Here is an 18,728-nt window from a genome sequence, read left to right on the forward strand (position 1 = left end):
TATAAATTATCCTAAAAAAGTACAATTTAATTTTCTGGTAAAGACATCAAGCTAGCATTACCACCAGCGGCTGTTGTATCTACGGTATAAGTTCGTTCATGACATAAACGTAATAAATAATAAGGACCTCCTGCTTTAGGGCCCGTGCCTGATAAGCCTTCGCCCCCAAAAGGCTGTAAACCAACTACAGCACCTATCATATTGCGGTTAACATAACAGTTACCTGCACGAATACGGTTGCGAATATATTCGACCTGATGATTTATACGACTATGAATACCTAGGGTTAGCCCATAACCGGTATTATTAATGTCTTGAATAACATTATCCAAATCTTTGCGCTTGTAACGCACGACATGCAAGATTGGTCCAAATACTTCTTTTTTTAATGCTTTAATAGAATCAATAGCGATAGTCGTTGGTGGCATAAAATAGCCGTCAGCGCACTCTTCGGGCAAAGTGCATTGATAAATAATTTCATATTGTTGTTTCATACTGTGCACATGATCTTTTAAAGCTGCGAGTGCTTCTCGATCAATAACCGGACCAATATCTGTAACAAGCCATTGCGGATCGCCGATTTTAAGTTCTGCCATTGCGCCTTTTAATAAAGTGATCAAACGAGGATAAATTTCATCCTGCACATACAAAACGCGTAAAGCAGAACAACGTTGACCAGCACTGCCAAAGGCAGAATTAATTGTATCAACCACAACTTGTTCTAATAAGGCTGATGAATCAACAATCATGGCATTTTGACCACCCGTTTCTGCAATAAACGGAATAATTTCACCCCCACGAGAAGCTAAGGTCTGATTTATAATATCTGCTGTTTGGTTTGAACCTGTAAACAAAATTGCTTTAATACGCAAATCATTAACTAACGCAGAACCTATCACTTCACCAGGTCCAGGCAATAGTTGTAAAACATCATTAGGAATACCAGCTTGACGCATAAGTTTAACAGCATAAGCTGCGATAAGCGGTGTTTGCTCAGCAGGTTTAGCAATGACAGTATTCCCTGTTACAAGGGCTGCAACGATTTGTCCGGTAAAAATTGCTAATGGGAAATTCCACGGGCTTATACATAATGCTGTTCCACGGCCATGTAATGAAAGCTCATTTAACTCACCAGTATAACCTTGTAATCGCTGAGGTTTGCCCATTAATTTAGTAGCTTCTGCTGCATAATATCGACAAAAATCAATTGCTTCGCGAACTTCTGCTAAACTATCAGCCCAAGTTTTACCTGCCTCTTTACAAAGCATGGCCATCAATACCGGCTTATTTTCTTCAAATAAATCAGCAATACATAATAAAATAGCAGCACGCTCTTGAACGGGTTTTATGTTCCAATGCATAAATGCTTTTTCAGCACTGCTTAAAGCAGCTTGAATATCATTTAGAGTAGCATCTGCCGTTCGGCCTATAGGTTTTTTTTGGTTTTGAGGAGACGTCACACTATATTCAACTTGCTTATCTACCTTATTAGCTAATAATGGCCCTGCTTCCCAATGATTAAAATCCATTCGCTCATATAATAATTTTAACTGATTTACAGCTTCTCTATCACTAAAGTCAAATCCTAGTGAGTTTTGGCGCTCGGGCATAAATAAATTATTAGGTGCAGGAATATTAGGATTGGGTTTATTAATTAATAAACTAGCTCTTTCAACTGGATCTTCAACCAATGAAGCAATAGGCGCTTTTTCATCGACAATCCGGTTTACAAAAGAAGAATTGGCGCCATTTTCTAACAAACGACGCACGAGATAAGGTAATAAATCTTCGTGACTTCCTACTGGCGCATAAATTCGGCATGGAATTCCTAACCGATTAGCAGGTACAATTTGCTCATACAGCTCCTTACCCATACCATGCAAGCATTGAAATTCAAAATCACGATAATTACCAGCAATATTTAAAATCATTGCTACTGAGTAAGCATTATGCGTTGCAAATTGCGGATAAATAGCATCCGTCATAGTTAATATCTTTTTTGCACAAGCTTGAAATGAAACATCGGTAAACACTTTTCGAGTAAATACCGGGTAATCAGTCAAACCCTGCATTTGCGTTTTTTTGATTTCACTATCCCAATAAGCACCCTTAATGAGCCTTACCATAATCCGGCGATAATTTTTTCTAGCTAATTCTGCTATCCAATCTAATAAGAAAAAAGCACGTTTTTGATAAGATTGTACAGCAATGCCAAAACCCTGCCAGCCATCTAGGCTTGGGTTACTAAATACACTTTCTATAACATCAAGCGATAAGTCCAATCTTTCCGATTCTTCAGCATCAATAGTCAACGCAATATCATATTTACAAGCAGCTTGAGCTAACGCTAAAAGCTTAGGTGATAGCTCGTCTAATACTCTATCACGTTGCGCTTCATGATAACGCGGATGCAGCGCTGACAATTTTATTGAAATACCTGGGCGCTGATAAATCGTAGCATTTCTATCAACTCGACTACCAATCGCCTCAATTGCATTATTATAAGCAGTAAAGTAACGAGCTGCATCAGCTTGCGTAAGAGCCGCCTCTCCTAACATATCATAAGAATAACGGTAACCCACTGACTCATTTTTCTTAGCTCTAGAAAGGGCTTCAGTAATTGTCCTACCCATAACAAATTGCTTACTCATAATACGCATGGCTTTTTCTACAGCTTTACGTACGACGCCTTCCCCGCTTCGATTAAGTAAAGTCAGTAATGCTTTACTTAAAAGAGAGTCAGCTCGCTCAGGGGTTAATACTTTACCTGTGAGCATTAACGCCCAAGTCGTTGCATTGACAAAAAATGAATCACTCTGGCCTCGATGTGATTTCCAATCAGCCGTAGTTAACTTATCTTTAATTAAGCTATCAATAGTGGCATTATCAGGTACGCGCAATAATGCTTCAGCAAGGCACATAAGCGCAATACCCTCTTCACTTGATAAAGCATATTCGGTAAGAAAAGAATCGATGCCCGTGCTTTTTTTTCGCTCAGCTCTCACTTTTTCTACTAGATTTATGGCATCATTTTGAATTGCTTTTACTGTTTCTGGTGATAGAATTCCTTTATCAATTAGTTCACGAACTAACGTTTGCTCCTCTGCTCGGTAAGCTTTATTAATGTGGGCGCGACAACCCTGAGGAAGATGTCCATTAGACCTTTCCAACATAGCTTTCTCCAATAAATTGGTCAAAATATATATGGTGGGATGATAATTCAGAAAATATTTAAATGAAATTAAATTTATCAAAAAAATACCATAACCTACTTATATTTTGGTCTATTTTTCAAACTAAAAAGAAAAAATTAGAACTAATTTAGATCAAATAGAATTAAAAATAAACTAAATATTTAAAAAAAATAAGTCAATTTGGTTTTAATTTAAACCAAATTGTTATATAATAAACCACGCAGTAAAATCATCGTAATTTAAGTCTTTGAATTGATTAAAAAATTATATAAATGATTAATCGTATGTCTTATCAATTTACATTTGATTCACTTGCCAATATAATCACCACTCTTTGTGGTAAGATTTACCACATTTTTTGGTTCTGGTTTTAACTTTTTAACCCTGCAGTTGCAGATGTTTGTCTTATAAGTTAGCCAAGTTAAAAATGGTTCTATTAACAATGCTAACGTGCCTCGCGGTGAATTATTTTTAACCACAAATAACTAAGGAGCTACATCTCATGATTTTGGGTTTATCAGAAAGAAACGAGGAATTATGAATACGATATTGAGTCTACTATCTGCCGCTTTTTTTTCTTCGAGCGTTTCAACAACAAATTTACCTCCTATAACGCCCTCCGAAGTCAGCAAACCAATCACGCAAACCGCAGTAGCAGTTAAAAAGATTACAGATATTAATCAACAAGTTCAACAGTTAAGTCAAAAAGCGCCTGAACTCAACAAAAAAGTTTTAAGATTAGCCCTAGCAGCCTACCAAAAAGCCTCTAATAGCGCCAATGTAAAAAAACCTGTATTAACTGTAATTGATTATTCTTTACCTTCTTCGAAACAAAGAATGTGGGTTTTTGACTTACAGCAGGCTAAACTTCTATACAATACTTATGTCGCACATGGTAAAAACTCAGGTACCACTGTTCCCCATCACTTTTCTAATAAAATGTCTAGCAAAGAAACAAGCTTAGGGACTTACGTTACTCGGGATACGTATATAGGTTCTAAGGGTTTATCTTTAAATCTACAAGGATTAGAAAAGGGAATTAATGATAATGCCTACAATCGTCGTGTAGTTATTCATGGTGCTTGGTATGTAGAACCATCCTTTATCAAAAAAGCAGGTCAAGCAGGTCGAAGCTGGGGTTGTCCATCTATAGCAAAAACGTTAGCAAAGCCAGTTATCAATACCCTTAAAGGTGGTTCAGTTGTTTTTGCTTATTATCCAGATAAATATTATTTATCTCACTCAGGATTTGTATTAGTTTAAAAAACAAAGCCAGGGTTTTCCCTGGCTTTTTCGCAGTCTTCCAACCAGAACATCCTGTTCTGTTCTCTATCCCTGAGTATCATTATCCATATGATTCCAGATCCATCTGTAGACTTCAATTCCTTATGAAGTCATGCTTAAAACTTAGCAGCTGGTTCACTATACAGCAAGCTCAAAAAATTAAACAAATGATAAGTTTAAAAACTATTTTTTTAATAAAATTATTATTAATCAATAGCTTAATAAAAAATTAAAAATAATCTTAGCTAAATTATGTTAACTATCTCACGAACTATTGAGATATTTCTTGGGCCAACTTAAGAAATTTACTAATTCCATTTATAACAGATCAGGTGGAAAAAGGGCTCTTAGACTATCTAATTTTACTTACAAACTAGCCTTTTTAGAAATAGATCTTTTTTCCGCTACAATTGGCCATCAATGGCTGTTTGGAAAGAGGGCTAATAATTAAAAATTTGTGAAACATTTTGATTAGGATAGTTTATAATTTAACATAAACTTGTATACTGTTTTACATTAATTAACGTGAGTTCGACATGAAAGAGATGAAAGCTCTTTCATGTCGCTAAACGAACGTCATTCCGTAAGATGTGAAGCATTTGTACGGGATCAAAACTAAACATAAATAAAGATGATATTTCACAAGCTAATATCATCATTAACTATTATTTAGAGTAACGTTATGAATCAACATGAAGGCGTCAAAAAAGATAAGCAAATGATTATCAACTGGCTCATTGAGCATTTTCCAAATGCTTTTTTTAAAAAAGGTCAACAAGTGAAACCGCTACAAATTGGTATTTTTGATGAAATTGTTGAATTTTATGACAGGCTAGACTCCCCACCCTTTAGTAAAAAAGCACTAAGGGAAGCATTAAGTTACTATAGTTCGTCGCCTGCTTATTTAAACTGTCAAAAAGCAAATAGCGCTCGAGTTGACTTATATGGTAATGAAGTTGATATAGTAACAAGCGAGCAAGCTAAATATGCTTATCAACGCTATCAACAGCGCTATGCAGAAAAGAATAATGCACAAGCTAAAGTAAAAGAAAATAAAGCTTTATAAAATTAATTACTTCAGTACCTCTTAAAGCTTTCTGCAATACATTAAATAATTAACACTTACTGAATTTTGTAAGCTTGCCCTACGGATAAGAGGATTGTAAGTCATACCTTTTATAGTTATGACTTCAAACCCTTCTGCTCTAAGCATAGCGGCCAATTCAGCGGGTTTGATGAATTTACTATAGTCATGAGTTTGCTTAGGTAATAAGCCTAAAAGATACTCTGCTGCAACAATCGCTGCAGCATAAGCTTTTAATGTTCGATTAATGGTGGATAAAAATAACAGTCCGCCAGGCTTTAATAAGCGGGCACAATGCTTAATCACCCAATATGGCTCAGAAACATGCTCAAGCATTTCCATACATGTAATAATATCAAACGGGGTTGCTTCATAATCTTCAATAGGCATACAAATGTAGTTAATATCTAAATGGTTCATGCTTGCATGCTCTTTTGCAACTTCAATGGCCTGGTGCTCAGCATCAATGCCAGTCACTAACGCACCTTCTCGTGCTAAGGCTTCACTTAAAATACCTCCGCCACAACCAAGATCTAAGATATTTTTCTTTGCAAGCTTAGTATAATCCTTAATAAAAGCTAAGCGAGTAGGATTAATATCATGTAACGTTTTTAAATCACCCTCGGTATTCCACCATTGTAAAGAGAGCTTTGCGAATTTAGCTACTTCATGTTCATTTATTGAAGATTGATCTTGATTATTCATGGCAACTTAATAAATCCAAAGGTTGAAAAAAATCCACTACATCAGGATTAGTAATAAAACTTATATTATAGGGATGCTCTGAGGTAAGGCCTTTAAATAGGGCTGTTTCTGGTACTTGTGCTGCAAAGTAACCGAATAAAATTAATTGTATGGAAGGGTTATAAGCAGCTAATTGCTTTAATATACTTGCCATAAAGGGGCGCCATTGCTTTGCATGTAGTCGTACGGGTTGGCTAAGTACTAAGGTAGCATTTAATAATAGAAAACCTTTATTAAGCATATTTAGGAATAATTGCTCTGCAGTTTGACAATAAGATGACTTATTAAGTCTGGCAATAGCACTTTGTGATAAATCATCTTCTTTTAAATCACCATGTGCAAGAAGCAGCATTTTGATAAAGTTACGTAAGGATGTTGCTCGATTAACTTCTCTACTTAACCCTTTAGCACTCCAAAGCGATTTAACGGCATTATCCCAAAAGGCATATCCATTAGCTGATTGGGCACGTGGATAAGGTGACTCACCTAACAAAATATAACGAATATTGGATAAGGGCCATTTAAATGCAGCAAATAACTTATCTAATCCAGGTAGCCAGTCCGTTTGGTCTTGTATCTGCTCTAGATAAGTTTGATCCATACACGCTAGAGCTTTCTTTAAAATCTTATGCCACTCTGGATGAGTATTTGCAATTAACTGGTCCAAAAGAGCTCCTTTTAAATACGATAATTTCTTAAGTCAGCTTTATTATAATTGCCTGTTACCAAACAAAAATTAATAAAGCTCTTTTAACCTTTGTCAATACTACCTCAACAGGGCTTACCTTCAATCCCTACGTTCTGTAACCTGTATACAGAATCCAGAGTTTCTAACTAAATGGCTGGATCCCGCGGTCAAGCCGCTGAGCGTGGGTATTTAGAGTAAATCGCTTGCAATATTTGTTCTGCCCGCGCGTGCCTTCTTTTAAACCCCTACTAACTTCATCAACCGCCTACGTTCCGCGACTTGTTCGCGGAATCTAGCTAGTGCGGGATTCCATAGTCAAGCTGGCATGTCATATATCCAACCCTCTAAAACCAAGCTTTTGTAACGATAGCCTTCTCAATTTGATTGCTTTTATTACGTTGTAATATAGTCCAAGTTGATTTACAACGTTGTAGATGACCTAAAAGCTCTGTTTGATTATTACAATGGTAGCGTATTGGCATATTATCATAAAATTCTTCCCTATCTAAAGCCTGACACTTCTCACCCGTACTTAACTCAATGGCCCAAGGATAAGCTTTAGAAACATCTAAAGTAATATGCTGGCTATTATTAACTGCAGTCGGTAAATTGAGAAGTACGCTTACACCATTCCACGGCGACTGAGGACAAATGGCTTGTTTATGAGACCCAAATTGTTTGACAAAGCAGGGATCATATATTTTGTTTTGCACCTGACATCGCCAAGCATCTTCACGTTTAATTCGCTGTGATTGCTGCCAGCAATCACCTGGATATGTTTCTTTTACGACTAAAGGCTCTTGCGCTATGGTGTCTCCAAAAGGTCTATACAATTTTATCTCTGTATCTGCATAACTTAAAGCTGTAAAAAATATTACAAAAATCAATGTAACTTGTACGTACATAGGTTCCCCTCTTGATTTTATTTAGTGTATTATTCTTCTTCATGACAAAACCACTTTTTTACAGCTTACAATTACAAGATAGGTAAAAGTTCTTTGTCGTTGAGAGCCTTTGTGCTGTTTTAATAAAATCACAGCAATTCTACTACTCTCTATTTGATTTCGGAGTACATAATGACAGATGTCTATACAGTAAAACAATGTTTAGAAGGTGAAATAAGCGTTGATGAAACAGTAACAGTTCAAGGATGGGTAAAAACAAGACGTGATTCAAAGGCTGGATTATCTTTTATTAACTTACATGATGGGTCATGTTTTTCACCCATTCAATTGGTTGTTCCTGCCCAGTTATCAAATTATCAAGAAGATGTTTTAAAAATAACGACTGGCTGCTCACTGAAAGGGACGGGCAAGCTAGTTGCTTCGCATGGTAAAGGTCAGGCTTTTGAAATCCAAGTAGAATCACTTGAAGTCATTGGCTGGGTTGATGATCCTGAACGCTATCCTATTCAAGCAAAGAAGCATACCCTGGAATTTCTACGAGAAGTAGCTCATTTACGCCCAAGAACAAATACTATTAGTGCGGTCACGCGAATTAGGCATACACTTTCTCAAGCTATTCACCGCTTCTTTCATGAGCGCGGATTTTTTTGGATTCATACTCCTATTATAACAGCAAGCGACTGCGAAGGCGCAGGGGAATTATTTCGGGTCAGTACCTTAGATTTAATCAATTTACCCAAAAATGAAAAGGGTGACATTGATTTTTCTAAAGATTTCTTTGGCCGGGAAACATTTTTAACAGTTTCAGGTCAATTAAACGTTGAGGCTTATTGTTTAGCCATGTCTAAAGTGTACACTTTTGGCCCAACCTTTCGCGCTGAAAATTCAAATACCAGTCGTCATTTGGCCGAATTTTGGATGATTGAACCTGAAATTGCTTTTGCTGACTTACAAACAATTTGCGACTTAAGCCAAGAGATGCTGCGCTTTTTAAGCAAAACAGTCTTAGAAGAACGCCAAGATGATATGGGCTTTTTTAATCAATTTGTAGCCCCAGGCTGTATTGAACGCTTAGAGAATATCATTGAATCGGAATTTGAAGTAATGACTTACACAGATGCCATTACTCAATTAGAAAAGGCAAAAAAATCTTTTGAATATCCAGTGCGTTGGGGACTAGACTTACAATCAGAGCATGAGCGTTACCTTGCTGAAGATTTATGTAAAAAACCTGTCATCATTACTGATTATCCTAAAGATATTAAAGGCTTTTATATGCGTCTAAATGAAGATGGACGTACTGTAGCCGCTATGGATGTATTAGCGCCAGGCATTGGAGAAATTATTGGCGGCAGTCAACGTGAAGAGCGTTTAGAAATACTAGATAAGCGAATGGACGAATCTCACCTAGATAAAGATCATTACCAGTGGTATAGAGATTTAAGACGCTATGGCTCAGTGCCCCATGCAGGTTTTGGTTTAGGCTTTGAGCGTTTAATTACTTATGTAACTGGCATAGCAAATGTTCGAGATGCCATTCCGTTTCCACGCACACCCGGACATGCAGATTTTTAAAATTACTATAATGATTTTCCTGCTTTTAGTGGGAAAATCAAGCAACTTCTGTAAAACTCAAAAATTAAATATGGAATAGAGTTCTGAATAAAAATAAAATTAGTTACTTTATTCATATTAATCAAAATATAATTACTATACAGCTAGTAGCACAGAATTATTTTTTATTTATCTGGCCAATTTAATTGCGAATTATTTATTGCATAAAATTTCATTTCTCTTAACTTAGTTAAAAAAGTAATTATGGATCCTATTAACCATCTACTTGTCCGATTTTTACGTTTTCTTGGTTTTAATCATGCTGCCAATATGGCTGTGGAGGAATTACTAGGAGGAAATCAAGCCAATATACATCCTGATATAATACAGGCTACTGATTTAATTGTTAAAAAAATGGATTTAAACTCGAACGCTAATTTTTTTCCACGCGTTCAATCAAATGAAAACGTTGTATTTCAACGTGTGGCTGAACAATTTAATTTATTTAATTTACCTAATGGCGGGCTTGTGCAACAAAATTACTTTAATGCACACCCTTAAAATTAATATTTAGTAAGATTACTTAGGGTTTTAACCTATTAAATGATATATAAAACCCTAAATTTATCAAAAAATTAACTTAAAACACCGTCTTTAATTGTAAGGATTTTATCCATTTTAGAAGCTAACTGTTGATCATGCGTTACAATTACCAAAGCGGTATTTAAATTTTTATTCAAACTCAGCATTAATTCAAATACCTTATGCGCTGTTGTTTGATCTAAATTACCAGTAGGCTCATCGGCAAGAACGCAGAAAGGTTTATGCACTAAGGCACGAGCTATTGCAACCCGTTGTCGCTCACCACCTGATAATTGCGCTGGTTTATGATCCAGTCGATGGCTAAGTCCTACTTGATTTAAAATTGTAATGGCTTGCTCGCGAGCACTGTCAATAGTGGCATCACCTAAAAGTAATGACATAGCCACATTTTCAATTGCAGTAAATTCCGGTAATAAATGATGAAATTGGTAAATAAAACCAAGCTGCTTATTACGTAATTTACATCGTTCTTTCTCACTTAATGCTTGCCAAGTTGAATCCTGAATTAAAACTTTGCCACTGCTAGGATTATCGAGACCACCAAGCAAATGCAATAAGGTACTTTTTCCCGAGCCTGAAGGGCCAATAATCGCTAATCTATCACCTTGATTAATTGTTAAGTTAATCTCTTTTAAAACCTCAACGGTATTAACACCATCATGGTAAGTTTTGCTTAGGTTGACACAATTTAAAATGGCCTTATTCATAATGCAATGCCTCCGCGATCACAGTTTTTGAGGCACGCCATGCTGGATAGATAGTGGCAATAAAACTCATTAATAATGCCAATAAACATACCTGAACTAGATCTTTAATCATAATTTTTGAGGGTAAATAATCAACAAAATAAATACTTGAAGAGAGGACTTGAATATGAAAAAGAGACTGCAACCCATTCACTATCGCTGTTGCATTACTCGCTAAAATCAAACCACCTACTAAACCAATTAAAGTACCGACTGCACCTACAACCATCCCTTGCACAATAAAAGTCCAAAGAATAGTGCTAGGCGTGGCACCCACAGTACGCAGGATTGCAATTTCTGACTGTTTATCATTAACAACCATAACTAAAGATGAAACGAGATTAAAAGCAGCTACCGCAATGATTAACAACAAAATAAGGAACATCATGGTTTTTTCCATTTTTACTGCTTCAAAGAAAGCGCCAAACTGGTTAGTCCAATTGGCTACCTGATATTGTTCACCTAATTTATCACTGAGCTGTTTGGTTATTTCAGGCGCTTGATAAACATTGTCAATTTTCATTTTTAACCCGGTAACATCCTCTCCCATCTGCAATAATTTTTGGGCATCACTTATGTTTACAAAGCCAATAGACGTATCAAAATTAAAACCACTTCCGGCTGAAAAGACACCGACGACGGTAAAACGCTTAAATCGAGGTATCATCCCTGCAGGTGTTACTGTGGCCTGTGGAATCATAATAGAGACCTTATCACCCATCATTAATCCTAAATTATCAGCAAGCCCCCGGCCAATAATAATGCCAAAATGTTGTAAATTAGAGATATCACCTGCTAATAACTTATCTTTAAGGTGGGAAACTTGCTGTTCTTTATCAGGTAACACACCCGTTAATACAATGGGAAGAACCTGACCATCATGAGTTACTAAGCCTTGTACACCTATAAAAGGTGCAATTGCTTTCACCGAGGGAAAATTAGCTAATTGCGTTTCTAATGCTTGCCAGTTACTTATCTTATTATTAGGGCTGGTTATCGTAATTTCTGGCGCCATACCAAAAAAACGATTATGGATTTGTTCATCAAACCCATTCATTACTGAAAGGACCGTAATTAAAACCATAACCCCAATCCCAATCCCAAGCATTGAACTCAAAGAAATAAAGGAAACAAAGTGGTTTTTTTTCTTTGCTCGGGTGTAGCGTAAGCCAATATAAAGGGCTAAAGGTTTAAACATAATTTGCTAGTATATAAAGTATAAAATTCTATTGTAGTTAAAATTAACTAAACAAGGTATAAAAATTTATTGATTTTCAAACTTCTATAAGCAAATCCTTAATTAGGATAAGCTATTTAAGCTATAAAATAGAATCAGATGTTTTAGATTCAAACATTAGGACAATTATGCTCTCGTCACTGGAATTAATTCTACGTTTACTTTTAGCCGCTTTTCTTGGTTGTATCATAGGCTTAGAGAGAGAACGCTTATCTTGGGCCATGGGTCTGCGAACGCATATGCTTGTTTGTGTTGGTTCGTGCCTTATCATGATTATTTCTGCCTTCGGATTTTTTGATATTTTAAGTCCTACCAATAATCATATTGTTCTTGATCCCTCACGAATGGCAGCACAAGTGGTCTCTGGTATAGGTTTTTTAGGCGCAGGAGCCATTATTCTACGTAATAATATGGTCTATGGTTTAACAACAGCAGCCAGCATTTGGATTGTGGCTGCTATTGGCTTGGCTATAGGCGGCGGGATGTATTTTGCTGCAATAGCTACAACTGTCATTATTCTTATTATTTTAATTGTTGTTAAACCATTAGAAGATAAGTTTGAGGCAAAAAGAACTCGGCGTGTTTTGAATTTTCAAATAGAACATGGCCTTATGTCTATGGAGAAGCTTAAAGAAATCATTGGTGATAATATTAACCAAGTTGGCCAGCTAATTGTACAGCCCAACAAAACATTAGATTACGATGACGTCACTTTAGTTTTTACTAAAATACATCATAAAGTAGCTGAAGAAATTACCGAACAACTCGAGAAATATCCCTCTATTAAAGATATTAATATCTCTACTACCACGTATGAGAAGTAAATTCATCATAATTTACCCAATCTTTAGGCAATTAAATTTTTTACATTTATTTTACTAATAGGTAAATCTCTGACTATATTTAATTTAAGGCAATTAAATGACATGGAGTTCATAATCTTGAGATTAAAAATTCTTTTTATTATTAAAATGGAATTGATGGAGTAATTATGCCTGTACATGAACGTAGACAACACTTTCGTATAGATGATGAAATTTATTTTGAATATAAAATAATTGAGCCAGGGAACTTTAGTTCGGATAAGGCCCTGACCGACGAATTACTAGGACAAAGTGGCCAACGCTACCTAGAAACAACGCGCTATTTTCAGAGCCTGGATTATGAACTATCTAAATTAACCCAAACCCTTGCTATGAAGGAACCTGCCATTGCGCATTATTTAAATTTATTAAATGCGAAAATTGACTATTTAATGAGGCATTTATCTATTGCTGACAAGACCCCACTACATAAAGTTAATATTAGTTTAGGTGGCATGGCTTTCTATTCTAAAACTAAAATCAAAGAACACACGGCATTAAAATTAGTTATTTATACCAAGCCTAAAATGGTACCCATTATCGTCAATGCTGTCGTGGTTTATAGCCAATATTCAAACAATAGTTACAGGACAGCAGTGCAGTTTGATGGGCTAACAAAGGAGCAAGAACAATTGTTATCACAGCATATTATGCTTGCACAGGTACAATGCCGTTTAGATTAGTGGTGATCTGATTAAGCTACCTTTTTATGCCCTTTTCTAGGCTCTTTATTCTCTGTTAACTAAATTATATAAAAAAACCAATAATTTATTTTTGCCTCTTAGCCTTTTGCTCGATAAACTACCCCTCTACACACTTAAATGAATAGAGCTGTTATGACTAGACAAATTTTATGTGCAAAATTAAATGAAGAATTGGAAGGCCTAGAGTCTGCACCTTTTCCAGGCGAACTTGGCGAGCGTATTTATCAACAAGTTTCAAAACGAGCATGGCAAATGTGGCTGGCTCATCAAACCATGTTAATTAATGAATACCGTTTAAGTTTAATTGATCCGAAAGCACGAGAATTTTTATTTAAGGAAATGGAAAAATTCTTTTTTGGCGAAGGATCAGACAAACCGACAGGTTATATTCCACAAGGGTAAACAACTTCGTAACTTAATTGATTAAAAAAAAGAAATATGTAAAAAAATTTAATCCTCCTACTTGACTCAAATTCATTAACAGAGTTTAATAGCAACCCTTGGGGCCAGATAGCTCAGTCGGTAGAGCAAAGGACTGAAAATCCTTGTGTCGGTGGTTCGATTCCACCTCTGGCCACCATTAGAATCAAGTACTTACGTAAAATCCTCGAAATTCAGAATTTTTCATGTAGACACAATGTAGACAGATTACAGCGTAACTTAACCTAGATTAAATAGCTTGGATCTTCTTCAAATAGCGTAGAGCTGAAATTTGGGTATGCAATTAGAATTAATTAAAAAATTGTTCTTTAATATTAATCCATTGAGCTGTTATTGGATCGCATGAATCATTGGGGAAAATTACACTTAACTCATAAGGATAGTAGCCTTTTATAGCATCTAAAATTTCCTTCCCATATTTTTTATTGCTTAACTCTTTTTCAAAATCTGTTTGCTTAGTAGGATTTATTATATAAAGTTGAAGGGCATTCTCTTCAATTGCCACTTTTATGGCCAAGTTTATATGCTCATCCATAAAACCATACCCAATGATAAGTAACCTTGCGTCAGTTTTATTTATCTCAAATTTAAATAATTCATAATACCATTTAAGTAGCGGAAATTTATCGATATATTTAGTTTTATTACCACCAACAATCATTAGTTGATTATTTTCACCTGAGAGCCAGTCCATTGAGCCATGAAGTTTTACATAAGCAATTAAGTTGGTATGATTAGTTCCATTCTTAATTTTTTTCAGTAGAGTAAGAAATTGGTTTCTTTCTTTTTCAATTTGCTGTAAATCATTATTTTGTGAATATAAGTTATTTTCAAAATCTTTGATGCTATTATCGGAATTTAAAAATTTTGTGTATGCGGCAGGAAGCCTATATTTAATAGTACCATTGTTAAATTTTCTTTCTATAATTAAATCTTGGTTTAAAGTAAATATAAAACCTGAACCCTTATAATTAACTTGTAGATCTTTAATTAATTCCTTTTCAATAGAATGTATAGTATGAATATGTTCATTACCTATATTAATAATAATTTTATCTAAATAGTTGTAAGCTTCAATTAATGCTGTTTTCATTGTTGATTTTTCTTCTAATGAAAACTCTCCCGAGATAATAGCCTGATATGCGCTTTCATAATCATATGAATATTCCCTTAAAATTTTTTTAAGTTTTTTTCCTTCAGGACACTTTAACAAATTAAATATATGTGTAGCCATTTCATTAGCTAAAGGAGCCCCAAAATTACGAGTAAATCCAGCACCAGTTAATAAAATTCTATTAGCCATATCAAATCCTTTTAACAGCATCCAAGCTTATGAATAACAGACCATATCGATCATTATAGACATTCTGATCCTATATGCTGCGTCACTGCAATTAACGTGCAGTGACGCAGCAATTCTTAAATTAACTACCCAGTTGCTACCTGCCCTAGAAAACCCTCTGTCCTAACGAACCAAATAAGATAGGACAAAAAATCGCTCCTAAACCCCTTGTCTCAAGATCTGCACTTTGCTACTTTTCTAAATGAAGTATGACTGATGAGCCGGTGGAAATCCGGCGAAACGCTTAGGCGTCTTATACTAAAACCATGCTTATTCCCTAACCTCATGGTTGGACGTTTAGTCGGGAAACCTTAAAGGAACTCTATCATTCGATAGAGCTAAATCATTGTTCACTATGAAATGGATGGCGGATAAAGCTCTTTCGTTTTATCTAACCTTTTCACATACATTAATAGGAGAAAAACCACCAAAAAAACTTAGTTTTGGCCAAATCGTTTGCCTTATAACGATTGCTTTGCCCCCTACTTCGAGCTTTACGGCTTTGCCGAGTTTCACTAGCGAGTGAGCTGCTCGACCAACACTAAACAGCATTCAGGGCAAACATTTATTTAAAATACCTTTGCAGGTGAACTATGCGTACACAATCATTGAGACAATTCGCTAATCAGCAGATTAAATTAGACAGACGAGGTAAATACCTTTATCGCAAGCATCGTGCTTATGTCATTCATAAAATGATTGATGATTTATTTGCTATTCGGCTAGTACCACCCACCTGGCAGGCACTAAACACGCAACATATTACCGAACTAGTTTCTTATTGGAAAAAGTGCAATATTAATCCTGTGACAATCATGCGCTATATGACAATCATTCGTCGTTTCTTGGCCCTGTGTGAGTGTTCTGTTGACAATATTGATAACAAATCACTTAACTTAATGCGTCCTATTAAACGCAAAAAGCGCAAGTTAATTGTTAAAACAGATATTTGGCAATCAATGACTGATCCATACGCTCGAATCATTATGGCATTGCAAACTGAGTTTGGTTTAACCTTTCGTGAAGCCATTACAATAAAACCGCACATCCAGGTTCAAGATGATCATTTTTGGATTACCAGAGATATTGCGTTTAACTCGAGCGACCGTCATATCCCTTATCGAACAACAACTCAACGCTTACTTGTAGAATTTTTTAACCAGTTAACTGGCAGGCATGATAGCCTCATAAAAATAATACCCTATGAAGAAATCCGCTTAAGATGGCGCAGTGCTTTAGCCAAACATCGCCTATCTAGCGCTAAAAGCTGGCGATATTTGTATGCGCAACAAATGTATGCAAGCTTGCTGGCGGAGCATGGTAACTATAAAACTTGCTTATTGATACAATATGAGATGGGAATAAAATCGCGTAATACCTTATGGTTGTATCTTAAGGATGTAAAATCGGCTGGGACAACTGGGACACTTGGGACAGCGCATGAATACTGGACTCGTGCTGTCCCAACTTGTCCCAAACGTTAAAATTTATGGGACAATTTCAAGGGTTAACTTATTCACCACCCCAGATTTTATCAGTGAATTTATAGACTCTGGGTGTACCTACGCCTCTAATTCTAGGTTTATGAGTAGGTAATCCATCGGCTGAGGGTTGTAACCAGCCTTCATCCATTAATACTCGAACAACCATTTTAGGATCAAAGCCAAGACATAACTCTTTTTTAAAGACTTCTGTCAGCACCATATAAACACGATACCCTTCATCGTCAGTTGAATAAAATCCAGCACGATTTATGACGCGTTCATTATTCGGTGTTCTTACATTATCAAAGCGACTAGCGCCATGCGATTCAAAAAAGGCTCGTACTTGCGCAAGTATTACTCTGTCTTCCCGATTACCTTCTCTGCCAAACGCATCTAACCAAGCTCGAAAGCAGACTTGGGCCGCATAGAATGACTGCCCTTCTTCCCAGCCTGTTAACCCATATTGAGTCGCTAACTCACCGGCAATAGCAGCAAGCGCAAAACGCCGAGCCACTCTTATGATTTGGCCAGTTGAACCAGGCATAGCAACACTGCTGGTAAATTCCGCTAATTTATTTGTTATGGTACTTGCAATCGTTTGCCGATTAGCCACGACTTTTCTTAGCCACTCCATACCAACGGCGCCATAATATTTGCTAGCATACTCTTTTAAAGACAAAGCCATTGTCACAGGGCTAAGCTGATTATGAATATGCTCAAAAATACCCATATGAAACCCAGCATCTGCTTCAATATCAGCCAATCGAATTTCTTGACCAACATTAGTTCGCTGTCCAATTCTCGCCATTAAAGACATGAGTGATTCTTCACCAGCTGAGAGAAAAAGCAACGTCCATTGAGAAACGGGCTTAGCTATGCCCTGACGATTAGCACGTGTTTTTCCTTGACCATTAGCCAGTAAATAAGCAGCTTCGCCTGCTTCTTTGGGATCCACTTGACTTAACTCATCTAAAATTAGCAGCCCATCATTGTGAAGCGCAGCTAACCCTTCAAGACCATTAGCAGTACTTCGCCACAAGCGACAATAAGCTTGCGGATTACCCCAAACTGAAGCAGCCACTTTTAAAACTGTACTTTTGCCACAAGATGAAGCGCCTCTAAAATTAAAACCGCCAGAATCTTCACCAGCAATCGCCGCTAAAGTTGGTGCAAAAGCAGCACTGATAGCAAAAACTAGCCGTGAGTTTCTAGCAGATAACGCACCGATGGAATCACGCCACTCTGCGACGGTACCTGACACCGACAATGCCGATTCAATCGCATTATTATTTTGAAAGACAATTTTTTCTGATGAATTACCTATTGTTTGCAATGCTGTGATAAACGTTTCACCATACCAACCTAGCTTATCTACACAGCGTGCTCTTGCTTCAACGGGACACACTTGTAAATAAATAGCCAGTAAATCTCGCGCAATTTTGCTCGGTGAAATAGATAAGCCAAGGTTAGCTAGTTCTCGTCTCACTTCAGAAGAATCACCTTGCAGTAACGATATCGGCATAGCCCATTGGTGTATCACACCGTCGTCATCTTGCCATTCCAATAAGCGGCCCCAATCACCACTTTTAGCATCTCGGGTTTTAGCAATGACATACAGAGGTGAACAAATCCAGCGCGGTGCCATTGCATTGCCATCTTTATCTTTGCCAAGAAAAGAGATGCCTTTCTCTGTTAACTTAAAACAACCACCTGCATATTCATAAATGACAGGGAAATTACGGGCTTTATTTTTGATATTAATAATTTGATTTTGAGTCATGACTCTCTCTCCAAACAGCGTTCAGGAAAGGCATAAGTTCTGTAATAGAAATCATCCCTTTCTTGAACCGAAAAT

At 36.4% G+C, this 18,728-nt stretch carries 16 protein-coding genes, 1 tRNA gene and 1 pseudogene; 9 read left to right on the forward strand and 9 right to left on the reverse strand.

All coding sequences use genetic code 11. From position 1 onward, the window contains the following. Positions 1–26: 26 nt before the first annotated feature. Positions 27–3,173, reverse strand: coding sequence for a bifunctional proline dehydrogenase/L-glutamate gamma-semialdehyde dehydrogenase PutA (gene putA / locus E1P04_RS00050; RefSeq protein WP_131780897.1), 3,147 nt, complete (start codon positions 3,171–3,173; stop codon positions 27–29). A gap of 558 nt (positions 3,174–3,731) precedes the next feature. Here putA and E1P04_RS00055 point away from each other — a divergent pair. After that, positions 3,732–4,457: a murein L,D-transpeptidase catalytic domain family protein gene (locus E1P04_RS00055; protein WP_131780898.1), complete on the forward strand. Its 726-nt coding sequence runs from the start codon at positions 3,732–3,734 to the stop codon at positions 4,455–4,457. A gap of 703 nt (positions 4,458–5,160) precedes the next feature. Next, complete coding sequence (locus tag E1P04_RS00060) at positions 5,161–5,544, forward strand: ProQ/FINO family protein (protein ID WP_131780899.1); 384 nt, start codon at positions 5,161–5,163, stop codon at positions 5,542–5,544. 21 nt (positions 5,545–5,565) lie between these two features. On the opposite strand, the gene ubiG is transcribed toward E1P04_RS00060, so the two are convergent. The 3 genes from ubiG to E1P04_RS00075 form a co-directional block, all read right to left on the reverse strand. Continuing rightward, on the reverse strand, positions 5,566–6,267 hold the full coding sequence (ubiG, locus tag E1P04_RS00065; protein WP_131780900.1) for a bifunctional 2-polyprenyl-6-hydroxyphenol methylase/3-demethylubiquinol 3-O-methyltransferase UbiG: 702 nt from the start codon (positions 6,265–6,267) through the stop codon (positions 5,566–5,568). Further along, the gene (locus tag E1P04_RS00070) at positions 6,260–6,973 is read right to left on the reverse strand and encodes a uracil-DNA glycosylase family protein (RefSeq protein ID WP_131780901.1); all 714 of its coding nucleotides are present in this window, start codon (positions 6,971–6,973) and stop codon (positions 6,260–6,262) included. Before E1P04_RS00070 ends, ubiG begins: the two co-directional genes overlap by 8 nt. Before the next feature lie 365 nt (positions 6,974–7,338). Beyond that, positions 7,339–7,899, reverse strand: a complete 561-nt coding sequence (locus E1P04_RS00075; protein ID WP_131780902.1) for a hypothetical protein — start codon at positions 7,897–7,899, stop codon at positions 7,339–7,341. Between the two features lie 171 nt (positions 7,900–8,070). Between E1P04_RS00075 and asnS the strand changes: the two genes are divergently transcribed. Together asnS and E1P04_RS00085 are read left to right on the forward strand one after the other, a co-directional pair. Further along, entirely contained in the window at positions 8,071–9,474 is a 1,404-nt protein-coding gene (asnS, locus tag E1P04_RS00080; RefSeq protein WP_131780903.1) for an asparagine--tRNA ligase, read from the forward strand. 243 nt (positions 9,475–9,717) lie between these two features. Then, positions 9,718–10,014, forward strand: a complete 297-nt coding sequence (locus tag E1P04_RS00085; RefSeq protein ID WP_131780904.1) for a hypothetical protein — start codon at positions 9,718–9,720, stop codon at positions 10,012–10,014. A 74-nt stretch (positions 10,015–10,088) separates the two neighbouring features. Here E1P04_RS00085 and lolD read toward each other — a convergent pair whose 3' ends face one another. Together lolD and E1P04_RS00095 are read right to left on the reverse strand one after the other, a co-directional pair. Further along, positions 10,089–10,763, reverse strand: coding sequence for a lipoprotein-releasing ABC transporter ATP-binding protein LolD (gene lolD, locus E1P04_RS00090; protein WP_131780905.1), 675 nt, complete (start codon positions 10,761–10,763; stop codon positions 10,089–10,091). Continuing rightward, positions 10,756–12,000, reverse strand: coding sequence for a lipoprotein-releasing ABC transporter permease subunit (locus E1P04_RS00095; protein WP_131780906.1), 1,245 nt, complete (start codon positions 11,998–12,000; stop codon positions 10,756–10,758). Before E1P04_RS00095 ends, lolD begins: the two co-directional genes overlap by 8 nt. Before the next feature lie 167 nt (positions 12,001–12,167). Here E1P04_RS00095 and E1P04_RS00100 point away from each other — a divergent pair, with 167 nt between their 5' ends. From E1P04_RS00100 to E1P04_RS00115, 4 genes are all read left to right on the forward strand, one after another. Further along, positions 12,168–12,863: an MgtC/SapB family protein gene (locus E1P04_RS00100; RefSeq protein ID WP_131780907.1), complete on the forward strand. Its 696-nt coding sequence runs from the start codon at positions 12,168–12,170 to the stop codon at positions 12,861–12,863. Between the two features lie 167 nt (positions 12,864–13,030). Continuing rightward, positions 13,031–13,585, forward strand: coding sequence for a PilZ domain-containing protein (locus tag E1P04_RS00105; RefSeq protein ID WP_131780908.1), 555 nt, complete (start codon positions 13,031–13,033; stop codon positions 13,583–13,585). 153 nt (positions 13,586–13,738) lie between these two features. Further along, a complete protein-coding gene (locus E1P04_RS00110) occupies positions 13,739–14,008 on the forward strand; it encodes an oxidative damage protection protein (RefSeq protein ID WP_131780909.1) in 270 nt (89 codons plus the stop codon). 102 nt (positions 14,009–14,110) lie between these two features. After that, positions 14,111–14,186, forward strand: a tRNA-Phe gene (locus E1P04_RS00115). Positions 14,187–14,336: 150 nt separating this feature from the next. Here E1P04_RS00115 and E1P04_RS00120 read toward each other — a convergent pair. Then, entirely contained in the window at positions 14,337–15,350 is a 1,014-nt protein-coding gene (locus E1P04_RS00120; RefSeq protein ID WP_165482637.1) for an SIR2 family protein, read from the reverse strand. 426 nt (positions 15,351–15,776) lie between these two features. Next, the gene (locus E1P04_RS17530) at positions 15,777–15,941 is read right to left on the reverse strand and encodes a hypothetical protein (protein ID WP_165482635.1); all 165 of its coding nucleotides are present in this window, start codon (positions 15,939–15,941) and stop codon (positions 15,777–15,779) included. Positions 15,942–15,982: 41 nt separating this feature from the next. Here E1P04_RS17530 and E1P04_RS00125 point away from each other — a divergent pair. Next, a pseudogene (locus E1P04_RS00125) lies at positions 15,983–16,789 on the forward strand (integrase); the annotation flags it as partial. A 112-nt stretch (positions 16,790–16,901) separates the two neighbouring features. Here the strand turns inward: E1P04_RS00125 and E1P04_RS00130 are convergent. Then, on the reverse strand, positions 16,902–18,653 hold the full coding sequence (locus E1P04_RS00130) for a DUF927 domain-containing protein (RefSeq protein WP_131780912.1): 1,752 nt from the start codon (positions 18,651–18,653) through the stop codon (positions 16,902–16,904). Positions 18,654–18,728 lie beyond the last annotated feature (75 nt).

The sequence above is a fragment of the Legionella gresilensis genome, from assembly GCF_900639865.1.
GTDB classification, from domain to species: Bacteria; Pseudomonadota; Gammaproteobacteria; order Legionellales; family Legionellaceae; genus Legionella_C; species Legionella_C gresilensis.

Excerpts from the sequence above, each read along its gene's own strand:
- E1P04_RS00100 (WP_131780907.1), top strand. The coding sequence starts at position 12,168 with ATGCTCTCGTCACTGGAATTAATTCTACGTTTACTTTTAGCCGCTTTT.
- E1P04_RS00060 (WP_131780899.1), top strand. The coding sequence starts at position 5,161 with ATGAATCAACATGAAGGCGTCAAAAAAGATAAGCAAATGATTATCAAC.
- E1P04_RS00055 (WP_131780898.1), top strand. The coding sequence starts at position 3,732 with ATGAATACGATATTGAGTCTACTATCTGCCGCTTTTTTTTCTTCGAGC.
- E1P04_RS17530 (WP_165482635.1), bottom strand. The coding sequence starts at position 15,941 with ATGCTGTTTAGTGTTGGTCGAGCAGCTCACTCGCTAGTGAAACTCGGC.
- E1P04_RS00075 (WP_131780902.1), bottom strand. The coding sequence starts at position 7,899 with ATGTACGTACAAGTTACATTGATTTTTGTAATATTTTTTACAGCTTTA.
- E1P04_RS00120 (WP_165482637.1), bottom strand. The coding sequence starts at position 15,350 with ATGGCTAATAGAATTTTATTAACTGGTGCTGGATTTACTCGTAATTTT.
- ubiG (WP_131780900.1), bottom strand. The coding sequence starts at position 6,267 with ATGAATAATCAAGATCAATCTTCAATAAATGAACATGAAGTAGCTAAA.
- lolD (WP_131780905.1), bottom strand. The coding sequence starts at position 10,763 with ATGAATAAGGCCATTTTAAATTGTGTCAACCTAAGCAAAACTTACCAT.
- E1P04_RS00130 (WP_131780912.1), bottom strand. The coding sequence starts at position 18,653 with ATGACTCAAAATCAAATTATTAATATCAAAAATAAAGCCCGTAATTTC.
- E1P04_RS00105 (WP_131780908.1), top strand. The coding sequence starts at position 13,031 with ATGCCTGTACATGAACGTAGACAACACTTTCGTATAGATGATGAAATT.
- putA (WP_131780897.1), bottom strand. The coding sequence starts at position 3,173 with ATGTTGGAAAGGTCTAATGGACATCTTCCTCAGGGTTGTCGCGCCCAC.
- E1P04_RS00095 (WP_131780906.1), bottom strand. The coding sequence starts at position 12,000 with ATGTTTAAACCTTTAGCCCTTTATATTGGCTTACGCTACACCCGAGCA.
- asnS (WP_131780903.1), top strand. The coding sequence starts at position 8,071 with ATGACAGATGTCTATACAGTAAAACAATGTTTAGAAGGTGAAATAAGC.
- E1P04_RS00085 (WP_131780904.1), top strand. The coding sequence starts at position 9,718 with ATGGATCCTATTAACCATCTACTTGTCCGATTTTTACGTTTTCTTGGT.
- E1P04_RS00110 (WP_131780909.1), top strand. The coding sequence starts at position 13,739 with ATGACTAGACAAATTTTATGTGCAAAATTAAATGAAGAATTGGAAGGC.